Below are 26,130 nucleotides of genomic sequence, written 5' to 3'. Positions count from 1 at the left end.
ATGCCCACTCTCAATCAAGGTAATATCCTGCTCCAACTCGATAATGTCAGCCGCTGGTTTGTTACGGGTGAAGAAACAGTTCAGGTGCTGAAAAATATCAATCTGACAATCCACAGCGGTGAAATGGTGGCGATTGTCGGCGCATCTGGCTCAGGTAAATCAACACTTATGAACATTCTCGGCTGTCTGGATAAACCCAGTTCAGGCGAATATCTGGTGGCAGGGCGCATCCCCCAGCATCTGGGCAGCAATGAATTAGCCGAATTACGCCGGGAACATTTTGGCTTTATTTTTCAGCGCTACCATTTACTGAATGATTTGAGCGCACGAGAAAATGTCGAAATTCCAGCTATTTATGCGGGTGTAGATAGCCAAAAGCGCCATCAGCGAGCAACCAGCCTGCTAACCCGCCTCGGATTGGTTGACCGGTTGGATTATCGCCCAAACCAACTTTCCGGCGGGCAACAACAGCGAGTCAGTATCGCCAGAGCGCTGATGAATGGTGGCGAGGTTATTCTAGCCGACGAGCCAACTGGCGCACTGGATACCCGCAGTGGTACTGAAGTCTTAAATATCCTGAAAGACTTACACCGGCAAGGTCATACCGTGGTGATTGTCACCCATGACATGTCGATTGCAGAACATGCTCAGCGGATTATCGAGCTTAAGGACGGCGAGGTCATCGCTGACAGGCAAATGTCACCGCCAGAACCGCCAGCGAAAACCCACGCAATAATAGCGCCGGAGTTAGCCAATAAAGCGCCACTAACCGCGTGGAAAGCGCAATGGGATCGCCTGCAAGAGGCGTTCAAAATGGCACTGATAGCGATGACGGCACAGCGCTTGCGCACCTTGCTGACCATGCTGGGGATTATTATCGGCATTGCTTCTGTGGTCTCTGTTGTGGCATTGGGTAAGGGGTCACAACAGCAGGTTTTGGCGAACATCAATTCAATGGGCACCAGCACCTTGGAGATTTTCCCCGGTAAAGATTTCGGGGATATGCGCTCAGCCGCAATTCACACGCTACGGGCCTCTGATGCTGATGCTTTAGCACAACAAGGCTATATCCACAGTGTGACGCCGACGGTATCCACCAGTACCACTTTGCGTTATGGCAATAAATCAGTCACTGGCACGGTCAATGGTGTCGGTGAGCAATATTTTCTGGTGCGCGGTTATACCCTCGACCAAGGAATGGCGTTTAACCGCAGCAGTGTCAATAATCTGATGCAAGAAGCCGTGATTGATGAAAACACCCGCGATAAGCTGTTTCCCAATGGCGAAACGCCTATTGGAAAAGTCATTTTGCTCGGCTCACTGCCCTGCCGGGTGATTGGTGTCGCGGCCAAAAAACAGAGTGGATTTGGCAGTGATGAGAATCTCAACGTGTGGATCCCCTACACCACCGCAATGAAACGTATGCTCGGGCAGTCCTATTTGAAAAGTATCACTGTGCGCGTTAACGATGATATTGATCTGGCGAATGCCGAGCAGGGGGTGACCAAACTATTGGCTCAACGCCACGGGACACAGGATTTTTTCGTCATGAACACCGACAGCATCCGCCAAACCATTGAGAAAACCACGTCGACCATGACATTGTTAGTGTCGATGATTGCGGTTATCTCATTAATTGTCGGCGGGATTGGGGTGATGAATATCATGCTGGTTTCTGTCACAGAGCGCACCAAAGAGATTGGGGTGCGCATGGCGGTTGGCGCGCGCGCGAGCGATATTATGCAGCAATTCTTGATTGAAGCCGTACTGGTATGCTTGCTCGGTGGTGGCCTCGGGGTGCTGCTGTCACTGGGTATTGGCCTGGTATTCAGTCAATTTAGCAGTAGCTTTTCAATGATTTACTCCGCGACATCAATTATCACGGCGTTTATCTGCTCCAGTTTAATTGGGGTGATTTTTGGCTTTTTCCCCGCCCGGCGGGCAGCAGAAATGGATCCAATCAGGGCTTTAGAGCGGGAATAAGTTTGATTAGGTTGATATTGAATAGATGGATTCGGCTATTAGCACTTCACAGCTTACCTCGCCTGTTATGCTTCAATCGCCAAAGAGTACTCAAATATGCTTTTAATATTAAAGCCAAAAAATAGGGTTTGGACTTTATCTTGTGATGTTGAGTGCAATCAGAGATATTGCCGCCAGGGACGGCGGCGGTCTTATTTCGCGCCTGAGCGCAGGGCTGCAAAGGGCTATGACCCTTATTCAAATACTCCAGTCGATAAATAGCGGTCACCGCGATCACATATAATCGCCACAATCACTGCTCCCGGGTTTTCGGCTGCCACTCTTAATGCTCCCGCTACCGCGCCACCGGAACTGACACCACAGAAAATCCCCTCTTCTGTTGCCAGCCGGCGCATGGTCTGTTCGGCTGAAATCTGCGTGACATCCAACACCTGATCCACCAACTCAGGGCGAAAAATTCCCGGCATATATTCCGCAGACCAGCGGCGAATCCCTGGAATACTGCTACCTTCTGCTGGTTGCAAGCCAATAATAGTGACATCTGGATTCTGACTTTTCAGATATTGGCTAACACCGGTAATGGTACCGGTAGTGCCCATGCTGGAGACAAAATGGCTGACTCTCCCGGCAGTTTGTTGCCAAATCTCCGGCCCTGTACCAGTGAAATGCGCATACGGATTATCGGTATTATTGAACTGATCCAGCACCTTGCCCTGGCCATTGGCCTGCATCTGCAATGCTTGATCGCGTGCGCCCTCCATTCCCTGCTCACGGCTGACCAAAATTAACTCGGCACCGTAAGCGCGCATGGCGGCCTGACGCTCCAGACTCATGTTTTCGGGCATCAGTAATTTCAGCTGATAACCTTTCAAGGCGGCAATCATCGCCAGCGCAATGCCAGTATTACCGCTAGTTGCCTCGATCAATTCATCACCCGGAGCTATTTCCCCGCGTAACTCTGCGCGTTGGATCATCGCCAGTGCTGCCCTGTCTTTCACCGAACCGGCAGGGTTATTGCCTTCCAATTTGACCCAAATCTCCGCATTTAGCCCTTGACTCAAGCGTTGCAGTTTTACCAGTGGGGTGTTGCCAATGCAGTGTTCAAGGGTCGTCACGTTAATTACCTAACTTGAATTGATTTCAATAAAAGAAAAAGGCGGCTATTAGGCCACCTTTGTTCGCCGTATAAAGAAAAACTTATCAGGCGCTTTGGGCTAAAGCAATGGGTTGCAATAATTGATCGCCAGAATATAAGCGAGCATTTAATCCGCCAACATAATAACGATTGCCACGCACCGGCGCGTCGATGTTACCTTCCGGCAATACCACACTAATAGGATCCTGATGCCAACCAATAGGTTGCACCGTCAGTTGCCAGAAATGGCCACGCGGGCTAACTTCAAGCACCTGAACCGGCAACGGGCAACGTGAGCTTGATTGTGTGCTGACCTCCATCTCCCAAGGGCGCAGGAAGAGATCCACACTGCCTTGGTGCATTGGCGCTAAATCCAGCGGCCAGTGATGAGCGCCGATAAATAATTGTGAACCGCGAATTTCGCCACTCAGACGATTAACTTCACCCAGGAATTCCAACACAAAACGTGTTGCTGGGTCCCGCCACACTTCATCTGGCGTCCCGACCTGCTCAATATTGCCCTGACTCATCACCACCACGCGATCCGCCACTTCCATTGCTTCTTCCTGGTCGTGTGTGACAAAAACACTGGTGAATTTCAATTCTTCGTGCAGCTGGCGCAGCCAACGGCGCAGCTCTTTACGAACCTGTGCATCCAGCGCGCCAAAAGGCTCATCCAGCAGCAGAATTTGCGGCTCAACCGCCAGCGCACGCGCAAGAGCTACGCGCTGTTTTTGACCGCCAGAAAGTTGTGATGGATAGCGGCTAGCCAGATGGCCCAATTGCACCATTTCCAGCAACTGCGCGACTTTCTGTTTGATAGCCGCCGCATTGGGCCGCTCACGGCGAGGTAACACCGTCAAACCAAAAGCAATGTTATCGAACACCGTCATATGACGAAATAGCGCGTAATGCTGGAAAACAAAGCCAACACGCCGGTCGCGGGCATGCAAACGGCTGACATCAGTGCCGTGGAAACTTAAACGCCCAGCGTTTTGGTTCTCCAACCCGGCAATAATGCGCAATAAGGTGGTTTTTCCCGAACCAGAAGGGCCAAGCAAAGCCACCATTTGGCCAGAAGGAATATCAAGTGTGATGTCATTTAGTACTTTGGTGCGACCAAAATACTTGCTGATATTATCAATCTCAATGCTCATGCTTTTGCTCCTGTTCGAGACGAACAACTTGACGCGCTAAGCGCCATTGCAGGCCACTTTTCAGAAAAAGGGTCACTATTGCCATCAGGGTCAGTAACGCGGCGGCGGTAAATGCCCCGGCGGTATTGTAATCCTGATGCAACAACTCAACTTGCAGCGGCAAGGTGTAAGTCTCGCCACGAATAGAACCGGATACCACCGAAACCGCGCCAAATTCACCAATCGCGCGGGCATTGGTTAACACCACGCCATACAGCAATGCCCAGCGGATGTTGGGCAAGGTCACGCGGCGGAACATTTGCCAGCCGGAGGCCCCCAGCAATACGGCAGCCTCATCTTCCTGACTGCCTTGGCTCATCATGACCGGCACCAATTCGCGCACCACAAATGGGCAGGTCACGAAGATAGTCACCAGCACCATTCCGGGCCAGGAGAACATCAATTGGATGTCGTGAGAATCCAGCCAGCCCCCCACCACACCGTTTGAGCCGTAAAACAGCAGATACATCAGGCCAGCAACCACGGGGGAAACAGCAAAAGGAATATCAATTAATGTCATCAATAACTGACGGCCCGGGAACACAAACCGCGTCACCAACCATGCCAGTACCACACCAAACACCAAATTCACTGGCACAGTAATCAGTGCCACCAATACCGTCAGCCAAATGGCGTGTAGCATGTCCGGGTCAAATAAATTCTGCCCAACCACCGCAATCCCTTTCGAGAAAGCAGTGATGAAAATCCACACCATCGGAATGACCAGCAGTAAAAATGAGAACAATGCGCCAATGGCGATCAGCGTCCATTTACCCCAGTTGATTGGAGGGCGGGCCACACCATTAAACTCTGTAATATCAGCCATCAATGCCCCCCTATCCGCCGACCAAAGCGACTTTGTAACGTGTTAATGCCGAACAGCAGTACCAGTGAGACCATCAGAATGACGGAGGCAATGGCGCTGGCCGCCGGATAATCAAATTCTTGCAGGCGGATGAAAATCATCAGCGAAGTCACTTCGGTTTTCCAGGCGATGTTACCGGCGATAAAAATAACCGCCCCGAACTCACCCAGACTGCGGGTAAAGGACAATGCGGTCCCCGCCAATAATGCCGGAGCCAGTTCGGGCATCACCACCAGACGGAAACTCTGCCAACGGCTGGCACCTAAGGTTTCAGCCGCTTCTTCATATTCCGGCCCCAACTCTTCCAATACTGGCTGCACCGTGCGCACCACAAATGGCAAGCTGGTAAACGCCATGGCGACCGCAATTCCTAACCAAGTGAAAGATACTTTGATACCGAATTCATTTAACCAGGCCCCATACCAGCCCGTGGTAGAGAACAAGGTTGCCAGTGTCAGGCCCGCCACCGCAGTCGGTAAGGCAAATGGCAAATCCATCAAACCATCAAGCAAACTGCGGCCGGGGAATTGATAGCGTGTCAGAATCCAAGCCATCAACATGCCAAATACCGCATTGAATACACTTGCAACGCCGGCTGCCAGCAAGGTCACTTTATAAGCAGCGACGACCTGAGGGTTGGTAATCACCTCCCAGTACTGTGCCCAAGTCATTTGGGCAACTTGCATCACTAATGCGCTGAGCGGTAATAACAAGATCAGGCAGGTGTAAAGCAGGCTGCTCCCAAGACTGAGGGTGAATCCGGGCAAAACCCGTTTACTGGATGCCGACAACATTACTGATGACCTTCTGCTAACAATTTATCCAGCACGCCACCAGTGGCGAAGTGAGTACTCATCACTTGTGGCCAGCTACCGAACTGCTCTTCAACCCGGAATAATTTGGTCTCAGGGAATTGAGATTTAGCGGCTTCCATCGCCGCTTTATCATAAACACGGTAGTTAAAGCTGGTAATGACCTGCTGTGCCGGTGGGCTATAAAGGTAAGTGAGGTAAGCTTTGGCCGCTTTCTCAGTGCCATTCTTCTCGACATTTTTATCCACCCAAGCTACTGGGAATTCCGCTAAAATATCGACTGGCGGGACAATGACTTCATATTTGTCACTGCCATACTCTTTGCGGATATTATTCACTTCAGATTCGAAACTGATCAGCACATCACCTAAGCCGCGTTCAACGAAAGTGGTGGTCGCGCCCCGGCCGCCAGTGTCAAAAACCACCACATTTTTCACAAAGCGTTTCATCCAATCGCGGGTTTTCGCATCGTCCTTACCATTGGCTTGTTCTGTTGCCCCCCAAGCAGCCAGATAGGTATAGCGGCCATTGCCGGAGGTTTTGGGATTCGGAAATACCAGTTTGACGTCTTCACGTACCAAATCATCCCAATTATGGATATTCTTTGGATTGTCCTTGCGCACCAGGAAAGCCATGGTGGAGTAGAACGGCGAGCTGTTGTTGGGTAAGCGGGCTTGCCAATCAGCCGGGATAAAATTGCCGCGGTCATGCAAGATTTGCACATCGGTGACCTGGTTATAAGTCACCACATCGGCTTTCAGCCCTTGTAAGATAGCCAACGCCTGTTTGGAAGAACCGGCATGGGATTGTTTGATAGTGAGCTTGTCACCGGGGTTTTGCTGCTCCCACTGTTTCTCAAAGCCGGGATTCAATGCAGTGAACAACTCGCGGGAAACATCATAAGAACTATTGAGTAGTTCGGTAGCTGACACAGTTGCACTACCGAAGATTAACGCGCTAAATAAGGCAACACGGGTCCATCCATTTTTCTTTATTAAAGTCTGTTTCATTTTGCACCTTATTCACTGAGTTTCTCTGGCAGACCTATCATTCATTAAGAATGCTGTGCCTTTAAATTCCATTCAGTGTATTTATAACTAGGTGCATACCTATAACGCTTTTATATACCGTTTAGTGATGTGCAAGTATCAAATGCTCTAAGCCAGTCACAACGCTGGCCGCCAGCCCCCTGTTTCACTGATATCGCGTCACTAAAAAGCCCGGCCAACCTGCACCGGGCAATAAAAAAGGCTTATTCGGTAAAAATGTTACTTCTGCGTGACAACACTGGCACGGATTGGGCCTACAGCACCACTGAATGGCTTGCCATCAATCGCGTCCACCATCCGTAGGCCAGATGGGCGAACCCAGCGCTGCACACGGGATGGCATATCAAAACCAATCAACAAAATGACCACAAATGTCAGGCTAAATGAAAGTGAACCCAATGCAGTACCAAGGCTAAGATGCTGAGCAATTGATGCCCCCAAAATAGGTGCTAATGCTCCTCCCAATGCGCCGACGTTATAGGTAAAGCCCAAGCCCGCCGCGCGCTGTTCAGTATCAAAGTAGCCCCCCAGCAGTTTTGGCAGCAACCCGGCAATCCCTTGGCCTAACATCTGTTGCAGGAACAATAATCCCCCAAGGAACAGGATGCTGTTGCCCTGAATCGCGAACAACGGAATTATCAGTAATTGTGAAATCAGCAAACTGGTGACATAGGCTTTACGTGTCCCCAGCCAATCACCCAAGAAGCCCCCAACGCAGCAGCCCACTGCGGCACCAAACCCGCTGAAGAACAATATGTTACCTACGGTATGCGGGTCATAACCCAAATCCATTTTTAAATAAGTGGGCAGTAATGCTTGAATCGGCCATGAGTAAAGGAAAGCGCAAAACACCACGACCATCAGCATCACGCCAGTTGGCCAGCGCTCACCACTGGTTTGAACCATAAAGTAGATGAATATCGCGGCACAAAGAATACCGAGAATAACGACCAAAGGCGTTGATACCATGCCGGTGAAACACGCATAGAGTGCTGCCGCAGCAAAGATTGTTAATGCAATATTCAGGTAGCTCAAGTGACTGCGATACAGAATATCCACCATATTGCGGTCTTTATTTTGTTTAGACTGCTGTTGTTTACTTTGCGCTTTTTCCCAATCCTCTGCTTCGGGCAGGTTTTTACGCAACCACAAAGCAAAGATAATTGGCAGTAAACCAATATAGAAAAGCATACGCCAGCCGAATGCCGGAACCACGTAACTATAAGCTTGTGCGGCTAATACAGCGCCGATTGAGAAGCCAGAAATCAGGAAACCACTGGCTTTATTACGCATATTCTTAGGCCAACTCTCCATCACATAAGTGGAACTGGAGCCATACTCCCCTGCCATTCCGATGCCAATAATCAGTCGAGCAATAAATAGCGTGGTATAACCCGGTGCTAAGCCGCAGGCCAGCGTACCAAAGGAGAACAGTACAATACTGGTGATCATCGCCAATTTGCGGCCATAACGGTCACCCATCGCCCCCAGCACTAACCCACCGAACCAGCGAGAAATAAAGGCAGCTGAAATCAGACTTGTTGCTTGAATCAGCGTCAGACCAAATTCTTGTTTAATATCAGTCAGAACCAGGGTAATAAGAACAAAATCAAAGCCATCCAGGGCATAACCGATCCAGGCGGCAATAAATGCCTTCCATTGCGCCGGGGTGAGCTGCTTGTACCAGCGCAATGTTTTATCTGCACGAGGTGGTTTGTCCGTATGGGGTTGTACTGAAGTGCTCATATCGTCGCTCTCTCTCCACCACCAGCTAAGTTCACTGGCAGAAACTGTTTTCCTCGCGGCAGGTAAACCATAGCAACTGATTGTTTAACATCACTTAATCTGTCGCCGGCCGACGTTTTTCGCCACATTTATATTTATGTGGTTTTACTCCAAATAAAACAACACAAAGGAGCAAAACTCCATTTGAGTGTATAAGATCAGCCCGCTATTTCAATCACAATGTGTCTAAAACGTGACAAAGATGGCGAAATGCTAGAGGGAGTGAGATAAGCAAGAGGATAAGGGGGGTTTACCACCGCTGGCGGGAGATTTCCGCAGCAGCGGCCAAATATAGCAGCAGAAATGGATTACCGGTCATCCATTTTGGCTAACGGCTTGTGTCGTTTTGCGTTTAATGCTTTCAGCTTGAGCCGGATCAGATTTGACCAGCAAAGCATAAATCAGATCCAAGACAAACAATTGAGCAATTTTGGTGCCTATGGAATCCCCTTGCAATTGCCCCTGCCGATTACCATTGATCAGCACGAAATCCGCCAACTCCGTAATGGTGGAACCCATATTGTGTGTCAGCGCGACAGTAGTTGCCCCGGCCTGTTTCGCCAGTTTTAATGCATGCACAGTTTCAGCCGAGGTGCCCGAATGGCTGATACCAATTGCCACATCACCGGGGCCCATCAAAGAGGCCTGCATATACATAAAGTGGTTATTTGTGGCCGCATCGACCCGTAACCCAATACGCATCAATTTGCCTTTGGCATCTTCCGCAGTGATACCGGATGAGCCGACACCAAAAATGCAGATACGATCAGCCGGGCGCAGTAGCTTAACCACCTGCTCGACACTCTCGATAGAGAGTAAATTCAGGGTTTCAGACAACACATTATTAATGGCTGACTGCAATTTATTGCCAATCGCCAACGCATCATCGCCCTCTTGCACATCGGCATCTAACAGGCTGTTCTCACTGTGATGGCGGGTGGCCACTTCAATGGCCAGGTCCATTTTGAAATCCTGAAAACCCTTATAACCCAGCGTCCGGCAAAAACGGATAATAGTGGCTTCACCGGCCTGTGTAAGCGCAGAAAGATCAGCAATAGAAAGCTGGGTCACTTTGGCCGGTTCCGTCAGGATATACGCGGCAATACGCTGCGCTGAGCGGGTCAGGCTGTTTTGCATTGCACCCAAGGCATCAAGAATTTTACCGGGCTTAAAACGGGGAGCACCAGTTTTCACGCGCACACCTCAAGGGAAAGAGAATTAACAGACAGGGACGTTTCTGAGGCGCATCATTACATAATTGGCCCATTTGGTGAAGAAAAATGGCTGTATTGTGCGGGATGAGATCAATAAAAAAACCCCGGGGGGCCGGGGAAGATGTCAAAGATAGCGTGCATTTTTATTATTTAAAAATCATGTAGATAGTTTCTTTACAATAAAGAGTGATGAACTTTCACCACTGCTTTCTTGATAGTGCCAGAACCCGCAATCTGACACCCCGGCTTATGAGGTTCGCCCGGTAAAAACACGGCGAACATCCCCGGTAACATACGTAATTGGCTTTTATCTGGAATGTCAGCGATAAGTTGGTAGTCATCATCAGCATGATAAGGTTCAAGATGCTCGGTCGGTGTCAGCACCGAATACTCAATACCCTCAATGCCACTTATCAGCAATTGAACATCGGCATAGGTTTGGTGCATTTCGGCTTTCTTGCTCTCAGCCAGTTGAGTGTCGAACTCCATCACATTCATGAAAACAAGTTCGCCATCAATTTCATGACGCCCGCAACTTAATTCAGCCAATGGCGTCTTGGCCAAATAAGCTAAAACCCATTGCAAACGCTCCGGTAACCCACTGAAAAATTTAGTTTGTGTTAATGATCCGCTGATCATATTGGCCTCAATAGTGTTGGTCTGATGTTATAACTACAGGGATGATTTGGCCCACAATGCGGCCCCCAACAGCCCACTATCCTGCCGGTGATAAGCAGCTTGAACGGGCACCCGATAGATTTCTGGCAATGTCTTTTGTGCGCCGATGACACGCTCCAAATACCCAACCGCTAATCCGACACTGCCCCCCAGAATGACCACTTCCAGATCCAGTGCCATTTTCATATCTGCCAGCATCTGAGCAATCGCCGTCGCGGAGCGGTTAATAATGTTTTCCGCATGAATATTGCCCTGCTGGGCTAATTCAAATACCTTGGCGGCGGCCACTGGCTGTTTCCAACCCAGTGTTTCTGCACCAATTGCCGTGCCGGAGGCCACACTTTCGACACATCCTCGGCGACCACAACCACAGAGCAAACCATGAGGATCGGACAACGTGTGACCAATGTGCCCGGCCAGCCCGTGATGGCCGACCAGCAACTTTTTATTCAACACGATACCGCCGCCCACACCGGTGGAAACCGTCACGAACATCATGTTATTTAACGAAATTATATTGTCGCAATCACGACTCAATGCCTGATACTCAGCCCAGGCCGCGGCTTGCCCATCATTGAGCAGCACACAAGGCAAGTCAGCAATAGATTGGAGACAATCTTGTAAGGGAAAATCCGCCAGCCCCCCCAGATTGGCGGGATTGAGTGCCGTCAAACGGCCGCCGCTGATAATGCCGGTTGAAGCAACAGCAATAAAATCAACCAGATGACGATAAGGTTTAATTAATGTTTCCAGCGCGATAGCCAGTTGTGCTGCCCCTCCGCGTGGTGTAGCCACCTGCTGACGACCAACCAACATGCCGCTTTCAGTCACAACTGCCGCAGCAATTTTTGTTCCACCGATATCCAATGCCAACACTTTTCCCATCTGGCCTAACCTCTTGCACCTATAGTGAATGTCATGACGATGATGGGATGACTATGGCAACTTTTCCGCTAAAACTCCATTAATATTTTATTCGTGGAGTAATACTCCTTAAGATTCACTTACTGGTGAACAGCTGCGCGCAGCAACTCCTGCCGCTTCAAACTCGCAAGGTATGCTTCACATTTTAGCTTTCTCGCCATTGCACCTTGGGAATAAAAGATCTAACATAATGGAGTAAAACTTCATTTAAAATTAAAGATCGGAGCTAAAAACCGTGCGCAACCTGACTGCGAGTGACCAGACGATGAGTAACACAAGTAATCTTCGCCACAAGCTCCAAAATGGGCTTATTGCCTCTTGCCAGCCGGTACCGGGCAGCGCCATGGATACGCCAGAAATCGTGGCCGCAATGGCGCAGGCGGCACTGACCGGTGGCGCAGTTGGCTTGCGTATTGAAGGAATTAGCAATATTGAAGCAGTGCGCCGGGTTACTGATGCCCCCATCATTGGCATTATTAAACGCGACCTGCCTGACTCCGAGGTCAGAATTACGCCGTGGCTGGAAGATGTTGATGCCCTGAGTGCCGCTGGCGCCGATATTATTGCATTTGACGTCACCTGCCGCCCTCGGCCAGTATCCGTGGAAGCTTTATATCAGCGGGTGCGGGCAACCGGCTGCCTGGCGATGGCTGACGCCTCCAATCTTGAAGATGGCCTGTTGGCATACCGGCTAGGCATCGATTTTATTGGCACCACATTATCCGGTTACACCCAAAACCCTATTCCTGATGAGCCGGATCTGGCACTGGTTAAACAGCTATCCCAGGCGGGCTGTAGAGTCATTGCTGAAGGCCGTTATAACTCGCCAGCACTGGCGGCGGCGGCGATATCTGCGGGGGCTTATGCCGTCACAGTCGGCTCGGCTATTACTCGTATTGAACATATTTGCGGTTGGTTCTGTGATGCCATTCAACAACATATTCCACAAGAACACCAAACTGCAAAACTGACTGAATGTTGATTGCACTGAATATTAGCCAGTGCAATTGATGGAAAACTCAAGATTGATAGCCCTAAAAACTCGCGTGACCAACCGGGTCACCCACTTTCTCTGATTTATAAAGGATGCGTATGAAAAAGTTAACTGGCCTGATCGCAGCTCCGCACACTCCCTTTGATGAGCAGGGTGAGGTTAATTATCCCGTCATCGACCAAATTGCAGAGCATCTGATAAATGATGGCGTGAAAGGCGTTTATGTTTGCGGCACCACCGGTGAAGGCATTCATTGCTCAGTAGAAGAACGCAAAAAAATAGCAGAACGCTGGGTAAAAGCAGCACAAGGTCAACTGAGTATTACCTTACATACTGGTGCGCTGAGCATTAAAGATGCCGTCGACCTTTCTCGTCATGCTGAAACACTGGATATCTTCGCGACTTCCGCCATCGGCCCTTGCTTCTTTAAGCCGGGTAATATTGACGATCTGATCGCCTATTGTCAGGCCATCGCAGCCGCAGCTCCGTCAAAAGGTTTCTATTACTACCATTCCGGAATGTCCGGTGTGAATTTGGATATGGAGCAATTCTTGATTAAAGCCGAATCAAAAATCCCAAATTTGTCAGGAATTAAATTCAATAATTCGGATTTGTATGAATTCCAGCGCTGTCTGCGGGTGAGTGGCGGGAAATTTGATATTCCATTTGGGGTAGATGAACATTTACCGGGCGGTCTGGCGGTAGGTGCTATTGGTGCTGTCGGCAGCACTTATAATTATGCGGCTCCCCTGTTCCATAAAATTATTGCTGATTTCAATGCCGGTAATCAGGCCGCCGTTCAGCGTAGTATGGATCAAGTTATTGCGCTTATTCGCGTATTGGTCGAATTTGGTGGGGTTGCAGCCGGAAAAGCGGCGATGCAATTACATGGTATTGATGCCGGTAATCCACGTTTGCCACTGCGCGCATTAACCAAAGAACAGAAACAAACTGTACTGAATAGAATGCGAGATGCGGTCGCTATTTAGAACACGTCCAAAAAAATAAAGGCCGGATATCCGGCCTTTTGTTATTTACAGAGACAGTAATTTAGTCAATGACGGCGCAAAATAATAGCTGCCAGTCACCGGTTTGCTAAAACCGAGTAATAAGTCGTGCTTGCCATCTAATGAGCCAAACATACTCAATAATTGCTGTTCGATATTGTGTAAACGCGCACAATAGGCAATGAAATATAAACCATGTTTGCCGCTGGCTTTACCGTAAGGCAAGCTTTGGCGCAGAATTTTCAGCCCCTTACCATTCTCTTTAAGATCAACCCGGCTAACATGGGAAGTATCAGGGCGTTGGTCTGATGCTAATTCCTGACTATCATGCTTGGTACGGCCCACAATTTGCTCTTGCTTGTGTTCAGGAATGCGTTGCCATTTTTTCAGGTCATGCTCATAGCGCTGTACCAATACATAACTACCACCCGCATCCTCTTCGCCCTCAGCAATGACCGCGACTTCTGGCCGGCTTTCACCTTGTGGATTTTCGGTGCCATCAATAAAGCCAGTAAAATCACGCTCTTCAACCCAGCGGAAACCGTGAGTCTCTTCCTCAACCGCAATAGCCTCGCCAAAAGCGGCAATAGCAGCTTGCGCTAGGGTAAAGTTAATATCCTGGCGTAATGACTGAATATGAATCAATAAATCGCGTTGTGTGGCTGGTGCAATCATGGGCGCTTTGCCCAAAGCAACAAAAGGCTTTAGTTCTTGTGCGCCCTGACCATTGGACAAGTCATGCCAAATATCTGAACCAAAAGCAATAACAGCGCCTAAATGCTCATTAGGATATTTTTGTTGTAACTCTTGTAGTGTCTGGCAGAATTTTTTACACCCTTGGCGAATGACATCAAATTCGCCCTGTATTTTTGCTTCCATAAAAATGGCAAAACGGCAATGTTCCAGCAAAATGCCACTCTGAACTTGAGTCATTTTTCTTCCTCACTAAAAACCCATATCAATTATGTCGAATATCATAACTGAAGCGATTAAAATAACCTTGCGTCAACGCAAAATAAAATTGAGCAGGAATTGAGGGCTTTGAGTGGGATGAAATTGTTATTAAGGCGCCAGACATAAGCCGCGCCTTAATAGAGTGACAATAAAATGATAATAATATTTATTCGCTTTTAGCGCGCCATATAATCTTACTGACTTTCCAGCTTTGCAAAGCATCGTCAGATGGCATTAAGCCTTCCGGGCCATGCCAGTCGCCCGCAAATAAATAGCTGACATGCTGACTATCTGGCGCAGCACATTCTATTTGTTCACTATCATCGCCAGAGCCTTTATGGCAAACGCCAAAGGCTTTTTTATAGAGCTGACTAAATGGCGTGCCAATGCCCACACCCCATTGGCTCGGAATATCTTTATCCATGACATCAATGCGCTCTACCGTGCCTTTTGGTTGACCGGAGATAACCAGTTTAATTTGGTCTGCTTTCATTGCCTGGAAGAAAGAGACTAATTTGCCATCATTGGTTGCCATACCGCTGCGCAGCCGATAATCACCTTTCAGCCCTTCTTTGATGTCATTTTCGCTTAAAGGCGTACTGGCCGTGATTCCACCGACACCTTTATCAGTAACTTGCATGCTACTGCTGCCGCCAAACCAATTAAGCGGGGACAAACTTGACCAAGAAAAACCGGACGTGGCTGAACAACCGGCCAGCAACAAAGGGGCTCCCAGTAATAACAAGCGCACCCCAGACAACCGTGGGCGAATATTCATCTAAAGCTCCTTAAAAAACCACTGCATCCAATGAGCTTTTCTGCAAAAACCTTTTCTTGCAAAGAACCTTATTTTGCAAAGAACAATGCACAGAAGCAAAAGCATGGCAGTTGAAAAATGATAACCAGAGATTGGAGTCCAACACGTGGAAAAAGTGCCATAACACTGTAGTCTTTAATTATTCTTTCCCATAATCGGCCTATCCAAACGAATGCAACCTGTGGTGGAAAAGCCCCCAATCAGATTGATAAAATAGACTTTATCCCCATATATACTCTTCCGGCAGCCATTTTCAGCTTAGTTGAAGATATTAATAGGCCAATTCTAATGTAATTTTGGTCTAGTATTGGGTAACGAGACCGACAAGGTCTCTGGTTTCAAATGTAATAATTCATTCATTGAAGGAGCAATAAAATGAAGAAACTGACCTTAGCTGCAACCTTGGTTATGTTATGCAGCACACCATTCTTGGCGCAAAGTGCGACAAACACCGCGCAGGGTGGTTTTGATGGTCCGGCAACAACACAGACTCAATCTGTAGCACAGGGCGGGTTCTCTGGCCCGAGCGCCACCAATACCACAGTAGATAAAGTGAAAAGCATGCGTGATGATGCCCGCGTCACTCTGGAAGGGAATATCGTCGAACGCCTGGGTCATGATACCTACACTTTCCGCGATAGCACCGGCACCATCACTGTTGATATCGACAGCAAGCGCTGGAAAGGCCAAACCATCACACCACAAGATAAAGTCCAAATTGAAGGGAAAGTTGATAAAGACTGGAACTCTGTGGAAGTTGATGTGAAAAATATTACTAAGATTAAATAATTCGACTTAACCTCGGGTACTGTATTGACATAAATTCAGTACCCGATATTTATGTTTCCTCTTAATTCCCGCCCCGCAAAATTAAATATCACTTAACAATGCATTATGTAAATATATTTAATTATATTACTGTGAGAATATGTTTATTGTTTGTTTATTTTAACTGAATAAAAAAGTGATTAGAGTACAACTTGTCAGGCGCACCAAGACAAGTCGCTTGCAATGATGAACTCAACTAATAAATCAGGAAAAACAATGACAGATAATAACCATGCAGCAGAAGATTCAGCAACCAAAGCAAGAATATTAAAAGGCGAGTCAGGAGATGATAATTTTAATGTAGACTTAGGATCGAGAAATTATGTTATTAGAGATACTGGTGGCTCTGATACCTTAACATTTAAAAATACCAAAATAGATAACTTAGAATATTCAAATAAAGAAGGCCGTGCCTATATACGCGACAAAAAAACTCAAAATGTAGTGACATTTGATGATAGCGGTTACGCCGAACGCAAGAGAAATGTAGATAAAACCTATGATTCTTTTAAGTCGATCTATCAAAGCATTGATATGAATAAGACCCTCGAAATGGAGACTGATACCGGTGTCAGTATCCATAGTGAACAATCTGAATTCCACAAAATATACGACTTTTATCAAAAAGGAATGGTTCCAGCAGCTCTACTTTCAAGATCTGTTGAGAGTGTTAATAGTAAACTTAGCGAGATGATTAGTATTGCTGACTCGCGCAATGACAAAAAGAGTTCGAATCTATACACCACGATAAAAACATCATTCAGTGATTACACTTCTCAACTTCTTAAGTTAGATATTAATCATGCAACTGTTATTGAAAAGATAAATATTGACGGAAAGATATATGATGTAAATAGTCTTTTAGTTTCCGCAGCATTCAATAACTCAAATGCCACACACCCCAAAGATATTTCCGATCTTGCCGATATCACTGACATTAGAATACTTAAAGATAATATATCTGATTATACAGAACAAGAAGTAGAAGATCTTCATACTGAAATATACTCTGCCGACACTATGATTGAATATATGGCAGGGTTCAAAGATCTAGGCCAACAACTAGGAATACAAAATTTGCCTCATTATTATGATTTCAGCCCTATGCCCGATATTGTCCCGGTGCATTAATCACACACCACGTTAGAAATAAACTTCCCCTCCTTCTGGAGGGGAAGTTTATTTCTAACGTGGCCTGAGTGTGACAAAAAAGATTTTATCAATGCGTGTGGCTAAATTATGGCAAACAAGGTCTTTTTGAGGAGAAAAAAACAATAGAAAACAGAAAAATTGGCGGCTAAAAATCTTGCGATAAAGGCCGAAATCACCTTATCTGTTGCTCGGTCATTTCGGCCAGTGCCGCTATTGAGTTAGAAATAAATTTAAATTAAATATCTTTTAAATTCAATTTACTAAACCCTCAATACTCCTGATCCACAATCAGCCGTTTGCCCAGCATAATTGAATCTTGCGTTTCATAATCAAGCTTTTCATACATGCCAATGACCGCGTCATTGTCTTCGCGCACCATGATATTGAGCTTCGGGCAGCCACGGGCAATTAATTTCTTTTCTAACCGACTGATCAGCGCATTGGCAAAGCCAATTTAAACTCTGGTGCAAACTAGGATTAAGAGTATATTTTCAATAAAAATCAAAATATTATGTAAACAAAGAATTGCAGAACACGAGGTTGAATTGCAGTATTGTGCGTTGTAAGTGTGGCAAGATTGTGGCGTAGTAACATTAAGATTTAGTGTAAGATTTTCCCTGTTCCTCTACCGCGATGTCTTTTAATCACTCTGCAAATATTGCACTCATCTGAAACCCGATGCGATCCAATGCAAGAAGCATGGTCGCAAGATGGAGTGCTTATGCAAGACTTAATGACCGCCGAACAACTTTCTAAAATCATCCATAAAACCGTGGCCAGTATCCGCAGCGATGCCACACGCAATCCAATGTCATTACCACCTATCTGCCGCTTACCCAATACTAAGCGCTTATTATGGCGCTTGGAAGATGTAGAACAATGGTTGGCTGGCCATGTGTGTACTCCACAACAACCTCCCCTACCCAGCTCGATAAACCTTGTTGTTCCTGCCAAACGTGGCCGCCCAACAAAAGTGGAGCAAATAGCCCGCAACAAAAAAAGATCGGTATTAGCAACAGCTCTGAACACTAAACGGTAGTCTTGTGAGCCATATCAACGCTAAGCCTATAGCCGATTCTTATCTTATTCATAAAGATAAAATCGCACTGTTAGATAAAAATAATATAAAACAGAATGATAGAACGCTATCTCTACCAAATACCGACGAGTCATATCGAATAATGCCGAATCATATCGCTCGTTCAAGCCTGTTCGCGCCAGTTAATTCAAAAAAAAATCCAGTGTATGTGGGTACCACTCTTGTCAGCCGCGTTGATGCTGTTATTAAATTTTGGGGAGAGCAACTTGATGAGTCCCAAGCTGATGTCTGGATGCAAGCTATGTATGAAGCCTCAAAGCACTCATTAGGTGAACCCATTGTAATCAGTCGCTCAAAATTCCTACGCGCTATAGGCCGCAATACCAGCGGTGCAAACTATGAATGGTTACACCGAAGCATGCTATGTCTTGAACAAGCAATGTTTTCTATCGAAACCAATAGGTTCGCGACGGGTTCACAATCTCCTTTACATATGATTGATAAATTTGAATACGACAATGAGATTAAATCTTATATATTTCAAATAGATCCACGCTGGGTAAGAATGTACTACAACAACGAATTCTCATTAATTGATTGGAACCAACGCCTTAACTTTTTCCACAATCAAGATATAGCGAAGGCTTTGCAACGACTCATTTCAACCTCAAATGAAGCGCAGCAAAAACACTCACTTGAATGGTTGAAAAGCAAACTAATCTATACTGGGCGGCTCAGAGACTTTAAAAATTCAATTGAGAGGGCTGGTGCTGAACTAAAACGTGTCGGCATCATCTCAGACTTCTGTATTGAAGCTAGTAGCAAGGGAAAACTTCAGGTAAACATGACTAGATTAAAGCAATCATAACCATCTGAGGCTGTTATCGTAGTCATATCGCTTTTTTATCGTAGTCATATCGCTTTTTTCGTAGTCATATCGCGTTTTCTCGTAGTCATATCGCGCTTTTTCGTAGTCATATCGCGCCGAATTCTCCGCAACCCGCATGTAGCGTGCTTTCCAGAGCAGCGAAGTGTCCTCTACCTTATTTCTACCAATAACTACGCTGACTTAGAGACAAATCAGGGATAACAAACGTAGGTTTGAAAGTAAGAGTCGCGACTCAAATCCCGTTTCAAGACGTTTTACGCCAGAGAAAGGCGCTATGATGGAGCTAACGCGAATACCCACAGTAGGTTGATCAAGATGAAACAAACGCTATCAGTAAAAATCGCCCCAGAAATGAAAGACAGGCTGGCGCAGCTTGCTCTCACGAAAGACCGCTCAATACACTGGTTATTGACGCAGGCTATTACGCGCTATATAGAACAAGAGGAAAGACAGGAATCGATCAAGGCTGCATCACTAGATGCCTGGGTAAGCTTTCAAATGACAGGGGTTGGAGTTCCATCAAAGGATGTTTGTGATTGGTTGTCCGATTTAGCACAAGGGAAATATCGAAACCCACCGCTCTGTGATGATAAATAAAGGTGTCCTCTCTAGTTTAGTTATCAACATACTTCGCCGGAAGAAACCAAATTTCGAGAGGACAGGCAGGTATTAACCCACTAACAATTATAGTGCTGAATTTTTTTCAAAGCAATTTCCGTGGTCAAAAACGCAATCCACTTTTTAAAATTTAATTTAAAGACGCATTATTAAGAATATTGCTTCGCTATCATAATGCTAAATTTTAGCGGCTAAAATTTAAGTTTTGCTGGCAAAATGAATCAATATTAAAAGATGAGTTATATTTATCATCTTTTCTGCTCTCTAATTCTAATTTATCAATTTCGTTCGTTATAGTGGATAAAAGGTCTAACTCAATAAGTTCTGGAGTTAATAATTCATTGCTTAAGATATTACGAACATTTTTAAAATAGATATCACAGATATAAATGCCTACGCCTTCAAGTTGAGTTTTTCTGTCTGTTATTAAGTGAAATCTATAAGCCGCTACAGCTCTGGCTAAATCTGCAATGGTCAATGTCTCTGTATAACCTAAATTTGCCGATATGGTTATTGCCGTTGAAAACTCTTTTAGTGGTGATGACGCCGATATCATTGGATGCGTTCGCATACAGGCGACCAATTGGCTGGTATGTCCCCACAGAGCCGCCCACAGCCCTCCGGGGCCATATTGATACACTATCTCTATGTCATCAAAGAACATTTTTAGATCAGCTAAGGTCTTCTTTGTTATGGATTGATCGCCTTTAGCTATCGGATACCACTTCTTCGATGTTGTTGTTTCAGGAATCTCTTTTCCATCGATTCTCATACTCTCGGTACGCAGATCAAACCATTTGGCGAATTGATTTGGATTGGTTGTATTAGTTCTTCGCATTAACTCTTGCATCAGAAAAGTAGTACGAACCTTATCCCTTTCGATTAACTCTTTTTTCGAAAACATATAGTGAGTTCACTCATAAGGTGTAGGAATTTTAAATAATATTACCATGCAAACTAACCAAGTCCAGATAATAATAAATCATCCAATGTTAATTGAGCCAAGTTTATGAAAAGTAATTTCGATATATTGATTGAAACACATGGAGCAGTGATAACACTGGAACAACTCGCGGCCATTTTAAGTAGAAAGCCGGAGGGTCTAAGAATGGCTTTATTGCAACCCAAAGAGCCTTGGGCCAAGAAGTTAAATGACAAGAAATTTTATGTCGGCAGAAGAATGTATTTTCCAACGGAAACAGTTTCAGAGGTAATTTCAGGCGATTTTCTATCACCTTGAAAAGTTAAATTACGATATATCGTTTGCTCATATTTATATCTTATTTAATTTTCTTGGATATATCTTGGATTAATCTTGATTTCATCTTGGTTCTATCTCGGTTTTATCTTGCTTGAATCTTGGTTTTATCTTGATTGAGAAATATGTCTTGAAAACAAACTGGCAGATACGAGGGCAAGATAGGTGAAGTTAGCTAACCAGCAAGCTGGTTATCAATCTTCACTCTCCCTTATTCGCACCTTCGGCGCTCAACGGGGATCTTGCTCTGCGAGGCAAAAGTATTGGGCCTGTTATCTCGCGACACATGCCCTCATAACAGCGGAGAAAAATATGCATTGCACTAAGTTAGCGATAGCAACCAAGTTCACATTAGTCATCTTCATGGCGTCAACTGCCGTTTTCCCTATTTCAGAAATTCAAGCGGCGGGGGCGGGTATCCCAGTGATGGATGCCACCAACCTCTCGCAAAACATCATGACTGCGATGGAAAGCGTGGCTCAAACGCTAAAACAAATTGAGCAATATAAAACCCAATTACAGCAGTACGAAAACATGCTGCAAAACACCGCTGCACCTGCGGCGTATATCTGGGATCAAGCCAACAGCACCATCAACCAGTTGATGGGCGCAATTGATACTCTGAGTTACTACAAACAGCAGGTCGGCAACATTGATGCTTATCTAGCTAAATACCAGAACATCAATTTTTACCGAACATCCCCCTGCTTCAGCAGCAATAGCTGCACCCCCGAACAGATGCAAATCATGTTGGATTCGCAAGCCTATGGCTCAGAGGCACAGAAGAGAGCCAATGATGCGGTGCTCCGTGGTGTAGATCAGCAGCAAACCGCCTTACAAAATGATGCACGCCAATTAGTCCACTTACAGCAACAAGTACAAGGCGCGACTGGGCAGATGGCCGCAATCCAGTACGCCAATCAATTAGCCAGCGCCCAAACTAATCAGTTATTGCAAATCAGGGGGCTGTTAGTCGCCCAACAAAATGCTGACGCCACCCGTTCCGCAGTTATTACAGATAGGGAAGCCCAGCAAGCAGCAGCTTCCCTTCATCTACGCAGAGGCTCATTTAAGAAAAGCCCCCCTGGAAGCTGGTGAGGACAACACTATGATCATAAAAATCAGTTTTGCCGTTGCGGTATTAGTCCTTAGCGGATGCGATAACTCAAAAAACAATCAGTCATGCAGTGATGTACGCCACATGGAGGATTCCCCCCAACGTCGGGAGCTAGCTTCCAAATGTCTTCGTAAGGGCGAGTTCAAGAAAAGCCCTTCCCAAAGTTGGTAATGGAGCAAATAAAATGAAAGTGAAAATATGTTCTAAATGGATGTTAGCGTTAGCCAGTTTCCTCATGTGGTATTCCGTTAACGCCACAGCAGCAATTGATAACTCAGGGATAATGAATACGGTATTAGACCGCTTTCAGAGCGCCGCCAGTGGTTGGGGGGCTGTCATGGTTCAATACGCTTCATGGTTATTCTGGGGAATGGCTTTATTAAGTATGGTTTGGACTTTTGGCATGATGGCATTAAGAAAAGCAGATATTCAGGAGTTCTTCGCAGAAGCATTACGTTTTCTGTCCGCCACTGGCTTCTTTTTCTGGATATTGATTAATGCCCCTGCGATAGCAATGTCGATCATTAAAACTACTCAAATGATCGGAGCTGAAGCCGCTGGCTTAGGTAGCCAACTACAGCCCTACGATATTGTTGATATGGGGTTTGATATTCTCTTTCGTGCGTTTGATCAGTCAACTTTTTGGGCACCAGTCGATGCAACCTGCGCCATTCTTTTCTCGCTAGCCACATTACTGATTTTAACGCTGATAGGGGTGCAAATGCTGCTACTGCTCGTGACCAGTTGGATACTTGCATACGCCGGTATTTTTCTACTGGGTTTCGGTGGTAGTCGGTGGACATCAGATATCGCCATTAACTACTACAAAACAGTAGTGGGAGTGGGGATACAGCTAATGATGATGATTTTACTGGTTGGTATTGGCAAAACATTTCTGGATGAATATTACGTCAAGTTGAGTGATACCATCAGTTTAAAAGAAATGGCCGTAATGCTAGTTGTCACGGTCATTTTATATGCGCTCATCAACAAAATCCCAACGCTACTGGCTGGGATTGCCGGCGCAGGTGCAATACAAAGTGGTATCGGCACTTTTGGGGCCGGGGCTGTAATGGGAGCCGCAAGCATGGCCGGTGCCGCAGTTTCTTCAGTTGCATCAGGTGCAATGTCGGCGGCCACCAGTGCCGCAGGTGGCACATCAGCGCTTCAGGCAGCATTTGAATCAGCGCAACAAAGCATTGACGCTGGCGGCAGCCCTAGTGGTGAAGGGCGTCGCTCTTCAGGTGGAAGTCTTTCAGAAGCAATGGGAAGAACAGGGAGTTTTGCTAAATTGATGGGATCAAGCCTTGCTGATGCTGCCCGTGATGTTGCTCAAGAAAAAGCTGGAGCAATAAAAGACTCTATTCAAGAAAGAGTCTCTGAAACCACTGGTGGAAAAATGGCTGACTCTATCCGTGAAAGTAGCGGAATGAATAATGGAAATTATAGCAGTCAATTTGATGGTGATGGTCTAGGGGCTGGGAACAATGCGGGACATCGCACTTCTGCGCTAGAAACCGACGAAGAAATGATCGATAACTTCATTAATAAAAAGCCAAGGAATGATAGCTAATGGACAATTCACAACCAATCAAACAGGTTGAAAATTTCATACCCTTTTTAAATGAGTTAATAGCAATTATATCTACACCAGCTGAAAACACTCAGCCACAAAGCCAAGCCATAGCTTTTGCAGACCTACTGGTTGATATCAGTGTTATGTTGCACTGCCATCTTAGCGGTGGCCCTGTGATATCAGCACTACAAATTGATGAACTAAGAGCTGATGCCAGGCAAATTATAAGATAATCGAGTAAAAAGATTATTCAGCAAATCCAGTGTAGTAATCAGACGCTGGATTTTTTATTTCGTAATACCCACCGCTCATGGTTATCTTGGACGTTAAACCAAAACTCTGGATTGGTATCGAAGAATGCTGCTAGCAGAGATATTTCCTTAGCATTTATCCGATCAGTTCCCTCACAGATCGCGCTAACCCGCTCAATAGAAAGTCCAAGCCCTTCAGCAAGCATAGGCTGACTAATATTGGTTGGGTTCATAAACTCCTCAACCAGCATGATAGCCAAAGTTGTCGGTTCTCTCGAAATAGTATCCATATCGCTCCTATTGGGTTGTAATTATACTAAACAGTGCTAGGTTAGTATCTATTAACCTTTAAGGGAGAACAATATGGCAAAGTCTATTATCGACCTAATTGGCAGAGAAGAAGCCAACAGGCTGATGGCCGCAGCAGTAGCCAAAGCAGCTCAAGAGAATAGAGATCTTGGATTGCCGGAACCAGTGAAGGTTAATGGGGTATGGGTTAAAAAATATCCAGATGGAAGCATACAGAAAATATAAAACTCGGCTCGGGCTCTATCTACTTATTTGGATTAAAAAAATAAAGAAATGAATAATATTCAAACATCAGATAGCTTGGTTGTTGGCCAGGTCTATACAAGAAATGATCTCAAAAAGCTTTTTAATATTACAGATGCGACAATCAATACTGGGATTTTTCAACCCAAAAATCATGCATCTATATGGTTGTTTATCACAGAAGACAAGACAACCGATCGCACTCAATATCATGATTTATTGGAAGAAGATACTCTTTCCATGCAAGGACAAACTAGTGGGCGTAAAGATGATCTCATCATATCCCATATGAAGAATGGGCTCGAAATCATCCTATTCTATCGAAAAAGAAAATATGAGTTCGATAAAGCAGGCTTTCGCTATGAAGGTAATTTCTCCTATAAATCACATTCAGGTGAAAAACCTACTACATTTTTGCTTAATCGTATTAACAATAAAAAATTTAAGCATGGAAAAAAACGCACCTGGGAACTAGCCATTGATGCAATAACTTCCCTAGGTGGAAGTGCTACTCAGCAAGATATACTAAAACATATTACAACTCGACATTCAGATTATATCCCATCTAATCTAGCACCTGATTTAACTATGCTATCAGTCAATAAAAATTCTAGAGTAAATTTATCTCAAAATATTAATCCTAGGCGAACCGATAGCGATAACCAATTTGATAGATTATTTAAATTAGGCTCTGGGGTAAATGCTAAATATGAGTTTTACGACCCCACTGCACATGGTGTCTGGGAGATTTATCTAGAATCTGAAAACAATAAACTCGCTGTTCGTTCACTAAATGATGCAATTACAGCAAAAGCATTAGAACACGCGCAGAAAGAAGCAGAAGCGAGTCATGCATTTGATGCAACAAGTGTTGAAGATCAAAGAAAAAAAGTCCTCAGCAATATCGTGCGCAGACAAGGGCAACCCGCATTTAGAAAGGCTCTACTAGAAGCATATGAAGGGAAATGCGCCATTACTGGCTGTGCCTTGACCGAACTTCTTGAAGCAGCCCATATTCATCCCTATAAAGGAGCACATACGAACGTTGTGTCAAACGGTTTACTGCTTCGAGCAGATATACATACTCTTTTTGATTTGGGGTTAATTAATATTGATCCAGATAGTTTTAATGTGTATATATCTGAAAAACTAGTCGGAACAGATTATGAGTATTTACAAAATGTTCGAATTAGGTCGCCGAATAAAAAGATAGATGCCCCTAGTTATGATGCATTGATATGGCGTTTATATTTATAAAATCAAATAAGATAATTATAATAATGCACATGACGTTATAATTCCTTGAGTAAACAAAGCCTTCAATAATACATTGTATTCTATTGAAAATTAATATTAAATTTAACATTTTAAGTTATCCACCCTAAGTAGAACAGATATGGAGTCCCTATAAAACATCAACAAAAGCAATGTAATTTC

General features: G+C 45.4%; 28 protein-coding genes and 1 pseudogene. 15 read left to right on the top strand and 14 right to left on the bottom strand.

What is annotated here, in order from left to right:
* Positions 1 to 1,983 carry a MacB family efflux pump subunit gene (locus F0T03_RS06325; protein WP_162526896.1) on the top strand — a complete coding sequence of 661 codons (1,983 nt, stop codon included), beginning with the start codon at positions 1 to 3 and terminating at the stop codon, positions 1,981 to 1,983.
* A 233-nt stretch (positions 1,984 to 2,216) separates the two neighbouring features.
* Here F0T03_RS06325 and cysM read toward each other — a convergent pair whose 3' ends face one another.
* The 9 genes from cysM to F0T03_RS06280 form a co-directional block, all read right to left on the bottom strand.
* Positions 2,217 to 3,098 carry a cysteine synthase CysM gene (gene cysM, locus F0T03_RS06320; RefSeq protein WP_159677478.1) on the bottom strand — a complete coding sequence of 294 codons (882 nt, stop codon included), beginning with the start codon at positions 3,096 to 3,098 and terminating at the stop codon, positions 2,217 to 2,219.
* An 85-nt stretch (positions 3,099 to 3,183) separates the two neighbouring features.
* Positions 3,184 to 4,275 carry a sulfate/thiosulfate ABC transporter ATP-binding protein CysA gene (gene cysA, locus F0T03_RS06315; RefSeq protein ID WP_159677477.1) on the bottom strand — a complete coding sequence of 364 codons (1,092 nt, stop codon included), beginning with the start codon at positions 4,273 to 4,275 and terminating at the stop codon, positions 3,184 to 3,186.
* Complete coding sequence (gene cysW / locus F0T03_RS06310) at positions 4,265 to 5,140, bottom strand: sulfate/thiosulfate ABC transporter permease CysW (protein ID WP_159677476.1); 876 nt, start codon at positions 5,138 to 5,140, stop codon at positions 4,265 to 4,267. Before cysW ends, cysA begins: the two co-directional genes overlap by 11 nt.
* Complete coding sequence (cysT, locus tag F0T03_RS06305) at positions 5,140 to 5,973, bottom strand: sulfate/thiosulfate ABC transporter permease CysT (RefSeq protein ID WP_145554662.1); 834 nt, start codon at positions 5,971 to 5,973, stop codon at positions 5,140 to 5,142. The genes cysW and cysT overlap by 1 nt, the downstream gene beginning before the upstream one ends.
* A complete protein-coding gene (locus F0T03_RS06300) occupies positions 5,973 to 7,001 on the bottom strand; it encodes a sulfate ABC transporter substrate-binding protein (RefSeq protein ID WP_145554663.1) in 1,029 nt (342 codons plus the stop codon). Before F0T03_RS06300 ends, cysT begins: the two co-directional genes overlap by 1 nt.
* A 258-nt stretch (positions 7,002 to 7,259) precedes the next feature.
* Positions 7,260 to 8,786, bottom strand: a complete 1,527-nt coding sequence (locus F0T03_RS06295; protein WP_162526895.1) for an MFS transporter — start codon at positions 8,784 to 8,786, stop codon at positions 7,260 to 7,262.
* 354 nt (positions 8,787 to 9,140) lie between these two features.
* Positions 9,141 to 9,962: a MurR/RpiR family transcriptional regulator gene (locus F0T03_RS06290; RefSeq protein WP_484630293.1), complete on the bottom strand. Its 822-nt coding sequence runs from the start codon at positions 9,960 to 9,962 to the stop codon at positions 9,141 to 9,143.
* 251 nt (positions 9,963 to 10,213) lie between these two features.
* A complete protein-coding gene (nanQ, locus tag F0T03_RS06285) occupies positions 10,214 to 10,678 on the bottom strand; it encodes an N-acetylneuraminate anomerase (protein ID WP_159677475.1) in 465 nt (154 codons plus the stop codon).
* A 33-nt stretch (positions 10,679 to 10,711) separates the two neighbouring features.
* Positions 10,712 to 11,602: an N-acetylmannosamine kinase gene (locus tag F0T03_RS06280; protein ID WP_159677474.1), complete on the bottom strand. Its 891-nt coding sequence runs from the start codon at positions 11,600 to 11,602 to the stop codon at positions 10,712 to 10,714.
* Between the two features lie 304 nt (positions 11,603 to 11,906).
* Here F0T03_RS06280 and F0T03_RS06275 point away from each other — a divergent pair, with 304 nt between their 5' ends.
* Together F0T03_RS06275 and F0T03_RS06270 are read left to right on the top strand one after the other, a co-directional pair.
* On the top strand, positions 11,907 to 12,623 hold the full coding sequence (locus F0T03_RS06275) for an N-acetylmannosamine-6-phosphate 2-epimerase (protein ID WP_159680719.1): 717 nt from the start codon (positions 11,907 to 11,909) through the stop codon (positions 12,621 to 12,623).
* A 110-nt stretch (positions 12,624 to 12,733) separates the two neighbouring features.
* A complete protein-coding gene (locus F0T03_RS06270; RefSeq protein WP_145554669.1) occupies positions 12,734 to 13,624 on the top strand; it encodes a dihydrodipicolinate synthase family protein in 891 nt (296 codons plus the stop codon).
* A 45-nt stretch (positions 13,625 to 13,669) separates the two neighbouring features.
* Here F0T03_RS06270 and F0T03_RS06265 read toward each other — a convergent pair whose 3' ends face one another.
* Positions 13,670 to 14,575, bottom strand: coding sequence for a Dyp-type peroxidase (locus F0T03_RS06265; protein ID WP_145554670.1), 906 nt, complete (start codon positions 14,573 to 14,575; stop codon positions 13,670 to 13,672).
* A 187-nt stretch (positions 14,576 to 14,762) separates the two neighbouring features.
* Entirely contained in the window at positions 14,763 to 15,374 is a 612-nt protein-coding gene (locus tag F0T03_RS06260; protein WP_145554671.1) for an RpoE-regulated lipoprotein, read from the bottom strand.
* A gap of 414 nt (positions 15,375 to 15,788) precedes the next feature.
* Here F0T03_RS06260 and F0T03_RS06255 point away from each other — a divergent pair, with 414 nt between their 5' ends.
* Entirely contained in the window at positions 15,789 to 16,202 is a 414-nt protein-coding gene (locus F0T03_RS06255; RefSeq protein ID WP_145554672.1) for a YgiW/YdeI family stress tolerance OB fold protein, read from the top strand.
* Between the two features lie 255 nt (positions 16,203 to 16,457).
* Entirely contained in the window at positions 16,458 to 17,372 is a 915-nt protein-coding gene (locus F0T03_RS06250; protein WP_159677473.1) for a hypothetical protein, read from the top strand.
* A 289-nt stretch (positions 17,373 to 17,661) separates the two neighbouring features.
* Here the strand turns inward: F0T03_RS06250 and F0T03_RS06245 are convergent.
* Positions 17,662 to 17,844 (bottom strand): annotated as a pseudogene (locus F0T03_RS06245) (GNAT family N-acetyltransferase); the annotation flags it as partial.
* A gap of 270 nt (positions 17,845 to 18,114) precedes the next feature.
* On the opposite strand from F0T03_RS06245, the gene F0T03_RS06240 reads away from it, so the two are divergent.
* From F0T03_RS06240 to F0T03_RS06230, 3 genes are all read left to right on the top strand, one after another.
* Positions 18,115 to 18,432: a DNA-binding protein gene (locus F0T03_RS06240; protein WP_246169929.1), complete on the top strand. Its 318-nt coding sequence runs from the start codon at positions 18,115 to 18,117 to the stop codon at positions 18,430 to 18,432.
* 4 nt (positions 18,433 to 18,436) lie between these two features.
* On the top strand, positions 18,437 to 19,300 hold the full coding sequence (gene trfA / locus F0T03_RS06235) for a plasmid replication initiator TrfA (protein WP_159677472.1): 864 nt from the start codon (positions 18,437 to 18,439) through the stop codon (positions 19,298 to 19,300).
* Positions 19,301 to 19,636: 336 nt separating this feature from the next.
* On the top strand, positions 19,637 to 19,918 hold the full coding sequence (locus F0T03_RS06230) for a CopG family ribbon-helix-helix protein (RefSeq protein ID WP_159677471.1): 282 nt from the start codon (positions 19,637 to 19,639) through the stop codon (positions 19,916 to 19,918).
* A gap of 205 nt (positions 19,919 to 20,123) precedes the next feature.
* Here the strand turns inward: F0T03_RS06230 and F0T03_RS06225 are convergent, their stop codons facing one another.
* Positions 20,124 to 20,843: a hypothetical protein gene (locus F0T03_RS06225; protein ID WP_162526894.1), complete on the bottom strand. Its 720-nt coding sequence runs from the start codon at positions 20,841 to 20,843 to the stop codon at positions 20,124 to 20,126.
* A 105-nt stretch (positions 20,844 to 20,948) separates the two neighbouring features.
* On the opposite strand from F0T03_RS06225, the gene F0T03_RS06220 reads away from it, so the two are divergent.
* The 5 genes from F0T03_RS06220 to F0T03_RS06200 all read left to right on the top strand — a co-directional run bounded on the left by F0T03_RS06220 (position 20,949) and on the right by F0T03_RS06200 (position 24,123).
* Positions 20,949 to 21,179 (top strand): hypothetical protein, encoded by a 231-nt coding sequence (locus tag F0T03_RS06220; protein WP_011815845.1) that lies wholly within the window; start codon positions 20,949 to 20,951, stop codon positions 21,177 to 21,179.
* Positions 21,180 to 21,509: 330 nt separating this feature from the next.
* Positions 21,510 to 22,295, top strand: coding sequence for a P-type conjugative transfer protein TrbJ (gene trbJ / locus F0T03_RS06215; protein ID WP_159677470.1), 786 nt, complete (start codon positions 21,510 to 21,512; stop codon positions 22,293 to 22,295).
* On the top strand, positions 22,183 to 22,485 hold the full coding sequence (trbK, locus tag F0T03_RS21880; RefSeq protein ID WP_080993780.1) for an entry exclusion lipoprotein TrbK: 303 nt from the start codon (positions 22,183 to 22,185) through the stop codon (positions 22,483 to 22,485). Before trbJ ends, trbK begins: the two co-directional genes overlap by 113 nt.
* Before the next feature lie 13 nt (positions 22,486 to 22,498).
* Entirely contained in the window at positions 22,499 to 23,887 is a 1,389-nt protein-coding gene (gene trbL / locus F0T03_RS06205; RefSeq protein ID WP_159677469.1) for a P-type conjugative transfer protein TrbL, read from the top strand.
* Positions 23,887 to 24,123, top strand: coding sequence for a hypothetical protein (locus tag F0T03_RS06200; RefSeq protein ID WP_159677468.1), 237 nt, complete (start codon positions 23,887 to 23,889; stop codon positions 24,121 to 24,123). The genes trbL and F0T03_RS06200 overlap by 1 nt, the downstream gene beginning before the upstream one ends.
* 38 nt (positions 24,124 to 24,161) lie before the next feature.
* Here F0T03_RS06200 and F0T03_RS06195 read toward each other — a convergent pair whose 3' ends face one another.
* Positions 24,162 to 24,431, bottom strand: coding sequence for a helix-turn-helix transcriptional regulator (locus F0T03_RS06195; protein ID WP_159677467.1), 270 nt, complete (start codon positions 24,429 to 24,431; stop codon positions 24,162 to 24,164).
* Positions 24,432 to 24,504: 73 nt separating this feature from the next.
* Here F0T03_RS06195 and F0T03_RS06190 point away from each other — a divergent pair, with 73 nt between their 5' ends.
* Positions 24,505 to 24,675 carry a hypothetical protein gene (locus tag F0T03_RS06190; RefSeq protein WP_155410774.1) on the top strand — a complete coding sequence of 57 codons (171 nt, stop codon included), beginning with the start codon at positions 24,505 to 24,507 and terminating at the stop codon, positions 24,673 to 24,675.
* A gap of 48 nt (positions 24,676 to 24,723) precedes the next feature.
* A complete protein-coding gene (locus F0T03_RS06185; RefSeq protein WP_159677466.1) occupies positions 24,724 to 25,950 on the top strand; it encodes an HNH endonuclease in 1,227 nt (408 codons plus the stop codon).
* The last annotated feature ends 180 nt before the right edge of the window (positions 25,951 to 26,130 follow it).

It is taken from the genome of Yersinia canariae (assembly GCF_009831415.1).
GTDB lineage: Bacteria > Pseudomonadota > Gammaproteobacteria > Enterobacterales > Enterobacteriaceae > Yersinia > Yersinia canariae.
Note: the sequence above shows the minus strand (reverse complement) of the source record. Positions and strands in the feature narration are given on the sequence as shown.

Bases quoted from the DNA above. Each gene is read 5' to 3' on its own strand.
- F0T03_RS06265 (WP_145554670.1), bottom strand. From the start codon at position 14,575: ATGACTCAAGTTCAGAGTGGCATTTTGCTGGAACATTGCCGTTTTGCC.
- F0T03_RS06255 (WP_145554672.1), top strand. From the start codon at position 15,789: ATGAAGAAACTGACCTTAGCTGCAACCTTGGTTATGTTATGCAGCACA.
- F0T03_RS06260 (WP_145554671.1), bottom strand. From the start codon at position 15,374: ATGAATATTCGCCCACGGTTGTCTGGGGTGCGCTTGTTATTACTGGGA.
- trbK (WP_080993780.1), top strand. From the start codon at position 22,183: ATGCTGACGCCACCCGTTCCGCAGTTATTACAGATAGGGAAGCCCAGC.
- F0T03_RS06230 (WP_159677471.1), top strand. From the start codon at position 19,637: ATGAAACAAACGCTATCAGTAAAAATCGCCCCAGAAATGAAAGACAGG.
- cysT (WP_145554662.1), bottom strand. From the start codon at position 5,973: ATGTTGTCGGCATCCAGTAAACGGGTTTTGCCCGGATTCACCCTCAGT.
- F0T03_RS06290 (WP_484630293.1), bottom strand. From the start codon at position 9,962: ATGCAAAACAGCCTGACCCGCTCAGCGCAGCGTATTGCCGCGTATATC.
- cysW (WP_159677476.1), bottom strand. From the start codon at position 5,140: ATGGCTGATATTACAGAGTTTAATGGTGTGGCCCGCCCTCCAATCAAC.
- nanQ (WP_159677475.1), bottom strand. From the start codon at position 10,678: ATGATCAGCGGATCATTAACACAAACTAAATTTTTCAGTGGGTTACCG.
- F0T03_RS06200 (WP_159677468.1), top strand. From the start codon at position 23,887: ATGGACAATTCACAACCAATCAAACAGGTTGAAAATTTCATACCCTTT.
- F0T03_RS06295 (WP_162526895.1), bottom strand. From the start codon at position 8,786: ATGAGCACTTCAGTACAACCCCATACGGACAAACCACCTCGTGCAGAT.
- F0T03_RS06190 (WP_155410774.1), top strand. From the start codon at position 24,505: ATGGCAAAGTCTATTATCGACCTAATTGGCAGAGAAGAAGCCAACAGG.
- F0T03_RS06270 (WP_145554669.1), top strand. From the start codon at position 12,734: ATGAAAAAGTTAACTGGCCTGATCGCAGCTCCGCACACTCCCTTTGAT.
- F0T03_RS06250 (WP_159677473.1), top strand. From the start codon at position 16,458: ATGACAGATAATAACCATGCAGCAGAAGATTCAGCAACCAAAGCAAGA.
- F0T03_RS06195 (WP_159677467.1), bottom strand. From the start codon at position 24,431: ATGGATACTATTTCGAGAGAACCGACAACTTTGGCTATCATGCTGGTT.
- trbJ (WP_159677470.1), top strand. From the start codon at position 21,510: ATGCATTGCACTAAGTTAGCGATAGCAACCAAGTTCACATTAGTCATC.
- F0T03_RS06275 (WP_159680719.1), top strand. From the start codon at position 11,907: ATGAGTAACACAAGTAATCTTCGCCACAAGCTCCAAAATGGGCTTATT.
- F0T03_RS06220 (WP_011815845.1), top strand. From the start codon at position 20,949: ATGAAAAGTAATTTCGATATATTGATTGAAACACATGGAGCAGTGATA.
- F0T03_RS06240 (WP_246169929.1), top strand. From the start codon at position 18,115: ATGCAAGACTTAATGACCGCCGAACAACTTTCTAAAATCATCCATAAA.
- F0T03_RS06325 (WP_162526896.1), top strand. From the start codon at position 1: ATGCCCACTCTCAATCAAGGTAATATCCTGCTCCAACTCGATAATGTC.
- cysA (WP_159677477.1), bottom strand. From the start codon at position 4,275: ATGAGCATTGAGATTGATAATATCAGCAAGTATTTTGGTCGCACCAAA.
- F0T03_RS06225 (WP_162526894.1), bottom strand. From the start codon at position 20,843: ATGTTTTCGAAAAAAGAGTTAATCGAAAGGGATAAGGTTCGTACTACT.
- F0T03_RS06185 (WP_159677466.1), top strand. From the start codon at position 24,724: ATGAATAATATTCAAACATCAGATAGCTTGGTTGTTGGCCAGGTCTAT.
- F0T03_RS06300 (WP_145554663.1), bottom strand. From the start codon at position 7,001: ATGAAACAGACTTTAATAAAGAAAAATGGATGGACCCGTGTTGCCTTA.
- trbL (WP_159677469.1), top strand. From the start codon at position 22,499: ATGAAAGTGAAAATATGTTCTAAATGGATGTTAGCGTTAGCCAGTTTC.
- F0T03_RS06280 (WP_159677474.1), bottom strand. From the start codon at position 11,602: ATGGGAAAAGTGTTGGCATTGGATATCGGTGGAACAAAAATTGCTGCG.